The organism is Cereibacter johrii (assembly GCF_001720585.1).
In the GTDB taxonomy this organism is placed as follows: Bacteria; Pseudomonadota; Alphaproteobacteria; order Rhodobacterales; family Rhodobacteraceae; genus Cereibacter_A; species Cereibacter_A johrii.
Genome location: NZ_MABH01000092.1, coordinates 1 through 9348, shown reverse-complemented (window position 1 = coordinate 9348; position 9348 = coordinate 1). Strand labels below are relative to the sequence as shown.

8 protein-coding genes are annotated in these 9348 nt (G+C 68.8%); 3 read left to right on the top strand and 5 right to left on the bottom strand.

The genetic code is table 11. The features are described 5' to 3' along the window. Nucleotides 1–889 (bottom strand): AAA family ATPase (locus A9O63_RS07255; RefSeq protein ID WP_069331326.1); only part of this gene is annotated, 889 nt, incomplete at its 3' end. 216 nt (nucleotides 890–1105) lie between these two features. Between A9O63_RS07255 and A9O63_RS07250 the strand changes: the two genes are divergently transcribed. From A9O63_RS07250 to ggt, 3 genes are all read left to right on the top strand, one after another. Further along, nucleotides 1106–2032, top strand: a complete 927-nt coding sequence (locus tag A9O63_RS07250; protein WP_069331325.1) for an ABC transporter ATP-binding protein — start codon at nucleotides 1106–1108, stop codon at nucleotides 2030–2032. Then, entirely contained in the window at nucleotides 2029–2790 is a 762-nt protein-coding gene (locus tag A9O63_RS07245) for an ABC transporter permease (RefSeq protein WP_069331324.1), read from the top strand. Before A9O63_RS07250 ends, A9O63_RS07245 begins: the two co-directional genes overlap by 4 nt. Nucleotides 2791–2892: 102 nt before the next feature. Then, complete coding sequence (ggt, locus tag A9O63_RS07240) at nucleotides 2893–4674, top strand: gamma-glutamyltransferase (RefSeq protein WP_069331323.1); 1782 nt, start codon at nucleotides 2893–2895, stop codon at nucleotides 4672–4674. Nucleotides 4675–4756: 82 nt separating this feature from the next. Here ggt and A9O63_RS07235 read toward each other — a convergent pair whose 3' ends face one another. From A9O63_RS07235 to A9O63_RS07220, 4 genes are all read right to left on the bottom strand, one after another. Continuing rightward, on the bottom strand, nucleotides 4757–6136 hold the full coding sequence (locus tag A9O63_RS07235) for a ribulose-bisphosphate carboxylase (protein ID WP_069331322.1): 1380 nt from the start codon (nucleotides 6134–6136) through the stop codon (nucleotides 4757–4759). Between the two features lie 26 nt (nucleotides 6137–6162). Then, nucleotides 6163–7227: a class II fructose-bisphosphate aldolase gene (gene fba / locus A9O63_RS07230; RefSeq protein WP_069331321.1), complete on the bottom strand. Its 1065-nt coding sequence runs from the start codon at nucleotides 7225–7227 to the stop codon at nucleotides 6163–6165. Between the two features lie 81 nt (nucleotides 7228–7308). Beyond that, complete coding sequence (gene gap, locus A9O63_RS07225) at nucleotides 7309–8310, bottom strand: type I glyceraldehyde-3-phosphate dehydrogenase (RefSeq protein ID WP_069331320.1); 1002 nt, start codon at nucleotides 8308–8310, stop codon at nucleotides 7309–7311. Nucleotides 8311–8320: 10 nt separating this feature from the next. Next, nucleotides 8321–9348, bottom strand: a 1028-nt coding sequence (locus tag A9O63_RS07220) for a transketolase-like TK C-terminal-containing protein (protein ID WP_328585897.1), incomplete at its 5' end; no start/stop codon positions are given.

The window sequence follows — 9348 nt, the reverse complement described above, 5'->3', positions numbered from 1 at the left end:
CCAGCCGGTGGGCGAGCGCATCGGGCGCCAGCGCCTCGACATCCTCGGGCAGCGCATGGTCGCGCCCGTGCAGGAGCGCCCGCGCCCGGGCCGAGGCCGCAAGCGCCAGCGTTCCCCGCGGCGAGACCGCATGTTCGATCAGCCCCTCGAGCGGCGAGCCTTCGGTCTCGCGGGTGGCGATCACGAGCCGCACGATGAAATCCCTGAGCGCGGGCGCAAGATGGATGCCCGCCACCGCCGCCCGCGCCCGCCGAAGCTCGGCCAGCTCGAGCGGCTTGCCCGCGGGCAGCGCGGCCTCCCGCGCCTCGCCCTCGACCAGATCGAGGATCGCGCGCTCTGCCTCGGCCCCCGGCAGGGCCAGATCCACATGGAGCAGGAACCGGTCGAGCTGCGCCTCGGGCAAGGGGAAGGTGCCTTCGTGCTCGATCGGGTTCTGGGTCGCGACCACCATGAACGGGTCCGGCAGGGGCCGCGTGACGCCGCCCGCCGTGACCTGCCCCTCGGCCATGGCCTCGAGCAGGGCCGACTGCACCTTGGGCGGCGCGCGGTTGATCTCGTCCACCAGCACGAGGGAATGGAAGATCGGCCCCGGCACGAAGTCGAAGCTCTCGCTCTGGCGGCGGAAGACCTGCGTGCCGGTGAGATCCGAGGGCATGAGATCGGGCGTGCACTGGATGCGGGCGAAGCTGCCGTCGAGCCCCTGCGCCAGCCGCTTGACGGCACGGGTCTTGGCGAGCCCCGGCGCCCCCTCGATCAGCACATGCCCCCCGGTCAGAAGCGCGGTCATCAGCCGCTCGACGAGGATCTCGTGGCCGATCAGCCCCGCCCGGATCCGCTCGGCCAGATGCGCGATCGCCCGGCCGTCGGGGTGGGTGTCCATGACGTTCACGAGTCTCCTCCCAGATCCGCGTGGCGTCCCCGAACTCTGTCAGAGGCGCGGGGCCATGGCCACCGTCTTGCCCTCCACCTTAGGTAGGGGCATCCTGCGGCGCAGGCGGGCGGGACGCCGGGCCCTTGTTCGGCTCCCGCCGCGCCCTAAGTCGCCCTCCGGCGCTGCGGTGCGCCGCAGAGGCCGGGCCCGTCGCCCGCCAGTTTCGGAGACCACATGACCGCCATCGTCTCCGTCCGCGATCTGGTGAAGACCTACGACACCGGCTTCCGGGCGCTGAAATCCGTGAGCCTCGACATCCGGGAGGGCGAGATCCTCGCGCTCCTCGGCCCGAACGGCGCCGGCAAGACCACGCTCATCTCGACGATCTGCGGCATCGTGCGCCCGACCTCGGGGCAGGTCACGGTGGGCGGCCACGACATCGCCTCGGACTGGCGCGCGGCGCGCGCGATGATCGGCCTCGTGCCGCAGGAGATCGCGCTCGAGCCCTTCGAGAAGGTGTTCCGCAGCGTGAGCTACGCCCGCGGGCTCTATGGCAAGCCGCCGGACCCCGCCCATGTCGAGCGCGTGCTGCGCCAGCTGTCGCTCTGGGACAAGAAGGACAGCGCGATCCAGCCGCTGTCGGGCGGGATGAAACGGCGGGTGCTGATCGCCAAGGCGCTGGCGCACGAGCCGCGGGTGCTCTTTCTCGACGAGCCCACGGCCGGCGTCGATGTGGAACTGCGCAAGGACATGTGGGCGGTGGTCGAGGATCTGCGGGCGCAGGGCGTGACCATCATCCTGACCACCCATTACATCGAGGAGGCCGAGGCCATCGCCGACCGCGTGGGGATCATCGCCGGCGGCGAGATCCTTCTGGTCGAGGACAAGGCGAGCCTGATGGCGCGGATGGGCCGCAAGGAGCTGAAGGTGGATCTGGCGCAGCCCATCGCGGCGGTGCCCGAGGCGCTGGCGGGGCGCGGGCTCACGCTCGGGACCGGCGGGCTGAGCCTCGTCTACAGCTACGATGCCACGCAGGAGCGGACGGGCATCGTGACGCTCCTGACCGAGATGCGCGCGGCGGGCCTGCCCATCGCCGACATCGCCACGCGGCAGAGCAGCCTCGAGGACATCTTCGTGGATCTGGTGAGGGCGGGACGATGAACCTTCAGGCTGTCCGGGTGATCTTCGCCAAGGAGATGGCGCGCTTCTTCCGCACCATCCTCGAGTCGCTGGCCTCGCCCGTCATCTCGACCTCGCTCTATTTCGTCGTCTTCGGCGCGGCCATCGGCAGCCGGATCGAGACGGTGGGCGGCGTGAGCTACGGCGCCTTCATCGTGCCGGGCCTCATCATGCTGACGGTGGTCACGCAGTCGGTGGCCAATGCCTCCTTCGCGATCCATTTCCCGAAATTCATCGGCACGATGCAGGAGCTGCTGGCGGCCCCCATCGGCTTCACCGAGATCGTGACGGGCTTCGTGGGGGCGGCGGCGGGCAAGTCGATCCTGATCGGGCTCGTGATCCTCGCCACCGCCTTCCTCTTCGTCGATCTGCCCATCGCCCATCCGCTGGCCATGCTGGCGCTTCTGGCGCTGACCAGCCTCAGCTTCTCGCTCTTCGGCTTCATCATCGGGATCTGGGCCAAGGATTTCCAGCAGTTGCAGCTCATCCCGCTGCTCGTGCTGACGCCGCTGATCTTCCTCGGCGGCAGCTTCTACAGCATCGAGATGCTGCCGGGGCCTTGGCAGACAATCGCGCTCTTCAATCCGGTGGTCTATCTGATGTCGGTCTTCCGCTGGTCCTTCTTCGACACGGCGGACGTGCCGGTGGCGGTGAGCCTCGTGGCGATCTTCGCCTTCACCGCGCTCTGCCTGGGCGCGATCTGGTGGATCTTCCGCTCGGGCTGGCGCATCCGGCCCTGAGCGCGAAGCCGCATCGGGCCTTTCGGTTCGGGACAGGCGCCGGTTGCGCTTGACCCGGCGTCCGCACGGGCCAGTTGATAGGGCCCCGGAAAGGAGACGCCCATGGTCCGCACGCTCGCCCTGTTCCTCGCCTCCGCCCTGCCCGCCTTCGCGCAACAGGCCAGCGACACGCTCGCCCCCGAGGCGCCCACCGCGCCCGAGGCTTTCGGGGCCCTCCCGCCCACAGCAGCCGCGGCGATGGAGGCGCGCGACGCGGGACGGCCCGTCGAGGCGCAGGACTGGATGGTGGTGGCCGCGAACCCGCTTGCCGTCGAGGCCGGAGCCGAGATCCTGCGCAGCGGCGGCAGCGCGGCCGATGCCATGATCGCGGTGCAGACCGTGCTGGGGCTGGTCGAGCCGCAATCCTCGGGGCTCGGCGGCGGCGCCTTCCTCGTCTGGTTCGACGCGGCGACCGGCGCCCTCACCACGCTCGATGCGCGCGAGACCGCGCCGCGGGCCGCGACCCCGCAGCTCTTCCAGACGCCCGAGGGCGAACCGCTGGAGTTTCTCGACGCGGTGGTGGGCGGCCGGTCCGTGGGCACGCCCGGCACGCCGCTTCTGCTCGAGGAGGCGCACCGGCGCTGGGGCAAGTCCGGCTGGTCCAGCCTCTTCGATCCGGCCATCCGTCTGGCCGAGGACGGCTTTGCGGTCTCGCCCCGTCTCGCAGGTCTCGTGGCCGAGGATCCCGAGGGCCTCTCGCGCTTTCCCGCCACCGCCGCCTATTTCCTGCCCGAGGGCCGACCGCTCGAGGCAGGGGCCCTGCTGAAGAACCCCGACTATGCCGAAACCCTCCGCCGTCTTGCGGCCGAAGGGGCGGATGCCTTCTACCGCGGCCCCATCGCCGAGGAGATCGTGGCCACCGTCCGCGGCGCCGAGGGCAATCCAGGCGTGCTCGCGCTCGAGGATCTGGCCTCCTACCGCGTGGTGGAGCGCCCGCCCGTCTGTGCCGACTACCGCGGTGCCGACATCTGCGGCATGGGCCCGCCCTCGTCGGGGGCGCTGACCGTGGGGCTGATCCTCGGCGCGCTCGAACCCTACGATCTGGCCGCCCTCGGGCCCGAGACGGCCGAGAGCTGGCGGCTGATCGGCGATGCGACCCGCCTCGCCTTCACCGACCGCGGCCGCTACATGGCCGACAGCGATTTCGTGCCGGTGCCCGTCGAGGGGCTGCTCGATCCCGCCTATCTCGCCGCCCGGGCCGAGCTTCTGCGGGGCGACGATGCGCTGCCCGAGGTGGCGGCCGGCACGCCCGAATGGGATCACGCGGGGCTTCTCGCCCCCGACGAGAGCCTCGAATTGCCCTCGACCTCGCATATCTCCATCGTCGATGCGGCGGGCAACGTGCTCTCGATGACGACGACCATCGAGAACGGCTTCGGCTCGCGGCTGATGACGAACGGGTTCCTCCTGAACAACGAGCTCACCGACTTCTCCTTCCGCACCCATGCGGAGGGCTGGCCCATCGCGAACCGGGTCGAGCCCGGCAAGCGCCCGCGCTCCTCGATGGCGCCCACCATCGTGCTCCGGGACGGCAAGCCCGTGCTGGCGGTGGGCAGCCCCGGCGGCTCCACGATCATCGGCTATGTGGCGCAGACGCTGATCGCCCATCTCGATTGGGGCATGGATGTGCAGCAGGCGGTGGCCATGCCGCATCTCGTGAACAATTTCGGGCCGTTCCAGATCGAGGCCGGCACCCGCGCCGAGGCGCTGAGCCAGCCGCTCGCCGATCTGGGCTACGAGGTGAAGCCGGTGGACCTGACCTCGGGCCTCCATGCGATCTCGCTGGGCGAGAGGTTGCAGGGCGGTGCCGATCCCCGCCGCGAGGGGATCGCACTGGGCGAGTGACCCGCCGTCCGCGGCGAGCCTCATCCTGCAAAAGCCCGCGGCCGGGCGGATGCCGCCCGGCCCCTGTCTCCTGAGGCGCGCCTCAGGCCGCGCGCTGCAGCCGGTCGCGCCAGCCCGGATAGAACTTGTCGGCATCCGCCGGGAAGCTCTCGAAGGCACGGGCAAGCTCGCGGTGCTCGCGGGCGTAGGTCACGAGATCCACCCCCGCCATCCAGGCCTCGTGCGACTGGCGCAGCGACTTCGCCCCCGCCGTGCCGCCGTCGAGATGGCCGAAGGCGCCGCCGCCCGAGGTCTGGATCACGTTGGAATGGCCGAGATTGTCGAAGAAGCCCGGCAGCCTCAGCGCGTTCATGCCGCCCGAGATGATGGGCGTCGTGGCCTTCAGCCCCAGCCAGTCCTGACGGTAGAAGGGCCCCTCGGCCGCATCGTCGGTCAGCATGTAGGCCATGATCTTGTCGGCCGCCTCGCCCTCCATCTTGCCATAGCCCATGGTGCCGGTGTGGATGCCCGAGGCCCCCTGCAACCGCGCCATCTTCGAGAGCACGAAGGCCGTATAGCCCCGCATCGACTGCGGCGAGGTGACGGCGCCGTGCCCCGCCCGGTGATAATGCAGGAACTGACGCGGGAACTGACGCCGCGCGGTGGTGATGGCCGCGGGGCCCGTCACATAGCCGTCGACGAGGAAGGCCACATGATCGGCATTCTCGCCGAAGGTCTCGAGGATATATTCCCCCCGCGCCACCATCTCGTAATGGTCGTCCGCGGTGATGTTGGCCGAGAAGAGCTTGGCCTCGCCGGTCTCGTCCTGCGCGCGCTTCATCGCATCGGCCACGAGGCGGATCGTCTCCTTCAGCGGCGCGAAGGTCTGGTTGCCCTGCGGCTCGTCGTTCTTGATGAAGTCGCCGCCCAGCCAGAATTCGTGGCAGGCATCGGCAAAAGGTTTCGGTCGCAGCCCGAGCTTCGGCTTGATGATGGTGCCCACCACCATGCCGCCGTTGCGCACATCGCGCCCCAGCACGCGCCACATGTCGGCGATGTTCATCGAGGGGCCGTCGAACAGGCGCAGATAGCAGGGCGGCACGTAGAAATCGTGCATCTTGGCATATTCGACATCGCCCATGCCCTGGTTGTTGCCGATCGTCAGCGTCAGGAACGAACAGAGCATCGCCCGCCCGTCGATGATGTTTCGGTCGAAGAGCTCGACCGGATAGGCGATCTTCATGATCTCCTTCTCCGGGTCGATCTCGTAGACGAGCGCATCGACGCCGCGGGTGAAATCGTCGGTGGTCGAGACCTCGACATTGGTGCCGGTCGAGCTTTCGGCCGCGAAATGCGCCGCCGTCTCCAGATAGCCGTAGCCCGCCTTGGGCTTCATGACATAGGCGCAGAGAACGTGACGGCCGCCCTCGATCAGATCGGCTTCCTTCAGATCAAGCCGGGCGTAGCGGTTGGACTGGTCCATGATCGTATCCTTTCACACGGGGCTTTTCAGGCGGTCTTGGGCGCAAGCGCGCCGCTGGCATAGCGTTTGGCCATATCGTCCATCGGGATGATCTTGATCTTCCCGGCCTGGCCTGCGGTGCCGAAGGCTTCCAGCCGCTGCTTGCAGAGGTCGCGCATCGCATCCATCGCAGGCTTCAGGAACTTGCGCGGATCGAACTCGGAGGGGGTCTGTTGCGCGATGCGGCGGAACTGGCCCGTCATCGCCATGCGGCAGTCGGTGTCGATATTGACCTTGCGCACGCCCATCCTGATGCCGCGCACGATCTCCTCCACCGGCACGCCGAAGGTCTGCGGCATGGCGCCGCCGTATTCGTTGATGATGTCCTGCAGCTCCTGCGGCACCGAGGACGAGCCGTGCATCACGAGATGGGTGTCGGGCAGCTTCCTGTGGATCGCCTCGATTACCGACATGGCGAGGATCTCGCCGTCGGGCTTGCGGCTGAACTTGTAGGCGCCGTGCGAGGTGCCGCAGGCGATGGCCAGCGCATCGACCTGGGTCTTCTTCACGAAATCGACCGCCTGATCCGGGTCGGTCAGCAGCTGGCTGTGATCGAGCTTGCCTTCCGCGCCATGCCCGTCCTCGGCCTCGCTCTCGCCGGTCTCGAGGCTGCCCAGAACGCCCAGCTCGCCCTCGACCGAGGCCCCCACCCAATGCGCCATCTGGCTCACGCGGGCGGTGATGTCCACGTTGTAGTCATAGTCCGCCGGGGTCTTCGCGTCGGCCTTCAGCGAGCCGTCCATCATCACCGAGGTGAAGCCGTGCCGGATCGCGGTCATGCAGGTGGCTTCGTTGTTGCCGTGGTCCTGATGCATGCAGAGCGGGATCTCGGGATAGATCGCGGCCAGCGCCTCGATCATCTTGGCCAGCATGATGTCGTTGGCATAGCTCCGCGCGCCGCGGCTGGCCTGGATGATGACGGGCGCGTCGCAGGCGCGCGCCGCCTCCAAGATCGCGAGACCCTGCTCCATGTTGTTGATGTTGAAGGCGGGAACGCCGTAGCCATGTTCGGCCGCGTGATCGAGAAGCTGGCGAAGCGTGATGAGTGCCATGGGTGAAGTCCTTGCCTGTCGGCCCTTTCATTCTGGCCGAAATATCCCGGGGGGTCCGGGGGGCAGCGCCCCCCGGCTTGGTCAGAGAAGCCGGCCCATCGCCACGGCGGTGTCGGCCATCCGGTTCGAGAAGCCCCATTCGTTGTCGTACCAGCTGAGGATGCGGACCATTCGGCCCTCCATCACCTTGGTCTGGTCCATGTGGAACACCGACGAATGCGGATCGTGGTTGAAATCGGACGAGACGTTGGGCTCGGTCGTATAGCCCAGCACGCCCTTCAGCGGGCCGCGGGCGGCGGCCTCGATGGCCGCATTCACCTCCTCGACCGTCGTGTCGCGGGCGGCCTCGAACACCAGATCCACCACCGAGACGTTGGGCGTGGGCACCCGGATCGACACGCCGTCGAGCCGGCCCTTGAGCTCGGGCAGCACGAGCCCCACGGCCTTCGCGGCGCCGGTCGAGGTCGGGATCATGCTCAGCGCCGCGGCCCGCGCGCGGTAGAGATCCTTGTGCATCGTGTCGAGCGTGGGCTGGTCGCCTGTATAGCTGTGGATCGTGGTCATGAAGCCCTTGGCGATGCCGATCGCATCGTGAAGCACCTTGGCCACCGGCGAGAGGCAGTTCGTGGTGCAGGAGGCGTTCGAGACCACCATGTCCTCGGCCGTCAACGTTGCATGGTTCACCCCATAGACGATGGTGCGGTCGGCCCCGTCGCAGGGCGCCGAGACCAGCACCCGCTTCGCCCCGTTCCGGAGATGCGCCGCCGCCTTCTCCTTCGTGGTGAAGATGCCCGTGCATTCCATCGCCACATCGACGCCCGCCCAGGGCAACTCCGCCGGATTGCGGATGGCCGTCACCTTGATCGGGCCGCGGCCCACATCGATCCAGTCGTCGCCGCTGGTGACCTTGGCCGGGAAGCGGCCGTGCACGCTGTCGAAGCGCAGCAAATGCGCATTGGTCTCGACCGGACCCAGATCGTTGATCGCGACCACCTCGATGTCGGTGCGCCCCGATTCCACGATCGCGCGCAGCACGTTGCGGCCGATACGGCCGAAGCCGTTGATGGCAACCCTGACTGTCATCCCTCTTCCCTCAGATCCGTTCTTTTGCCGCCCCGGCAATGGCTTCGGCGGTGATGTTGAAATGGTGATAGAGCGCGGGCGCGGGCGCCGAGGCGCCGAAGCCCGTCATGCCCACGAACCCGTCCTGCGGCGCGAGGAAGAGATCCCACCCCTGCCGCAGCGCGGCCTCGCAGCCCACGCGGGGCGCCTGTCCCAGAACCTTCGCCCGGTAATCTACGGGCTGCGCGGCGAAGAGCTCGAAACAGGGCGCCGAGACCACGGCGGCGGCGATGCCTTCGGCTTCCAGAAGATCCGCCGCGGCCAGCGCCAGCTCCAGCTCCGACCCGGTTGCGATCAGCGTCACCTGCCGGTCGCCCGGATCCCGCAGGAGATAGGCGCCGCGGGCGGTCAGGTTCTCGTCCCGATGCTCGGTCCGCACCGTGGGCAGGTTCTGGCGCGACAGCACCAGAAGCGTGGGCGTGGCCGCAGCCGTCATGGCGATCTCCCAGGCCTCGGCGGTCTCGACCGCATCCGCGGGCCGGATCACCGCAAGGTTCGGGATCGCGCGCAGGCTCGCCAGATGCTCGACCGGCTGGTGCGTGGGCCCATCCTCGCCGAGGCCGATGGAATCGTGGGTCATGACATAGGTGACGGGCACGCCCATCAGCGCCGACAGCCGGATCGAGGGCCGGCAATAGTCGGCGAAGGCCATGAAGGTGCCGCCATAGGGCCGCAGGCCGCCGTGCAGCGCGATCCCGTTCATCGCCGCGGCCATCCCGTGCTCGCGGATGCCGTAATGGATGTAGGAGCCCGCGAAGGCGCCCGGCGCGACCGACACCATCCCCTTCGAGCGGGTCAGGTTCGAGCCGGTCAGGTCGGCCGAGCCGCCGACCGAGAAGGGCAGCGCCTCATTGACCACGCCGAGCGCCATTTCCGAGGCCTTGCGGGTCGCGACCTTGGGCGCCTCGGCCGAGAGCCGGGCCTTGTAGGCCGCGATGGCCGGCGGCAGCGCGGAAGTGTCGCCCGCCTCCGCCGTCTCGAAGGCGGCGCGGAGGGGGC

Coding starts and splice junctions, on each gene's coding strand:
- A9O63_RS07250 (WP_069331325.1), top strand. CDS start 1,106: ATGACCGCCATCGTCTCCGTCCGCGATCTGGTGAAGACCTACGACACC.
- A9O63_RS07235 (WP_069331322.1), bottom strand. CDS start 6,136: ATGGACCAGTCCAACCGCTACGCCCGGCTTGATCTGAAGGAAGCCGAT.
- A9O63_RS07245 (WP_069331324.1), top strand. CDS start 2,029: ATGAACCTTCAGGCTGTCCGGGTGATCTTCGCCAAGGAGATGGCGCGC.
- ggt (WP_069331323.1), top strand. CDS start 2,893: ATGGTCCGCACGCTCGCCCTGTTCCTCGCCTCCGCCCTGCCCGCCTTC.
- fba (WP_069331321.1), bottom strand. CDS start 7,227: ATGGCACTCATCACGCTTCGCCAGCTTCTCGATCACGCGGCCGAACAT.
- gap (WP_069331320.1), bottom strand. CDS start 8,310: ATGACAGTCAGGGTTGCCATCAACGGCTTCGGCCGTATCGGCCGCAAC.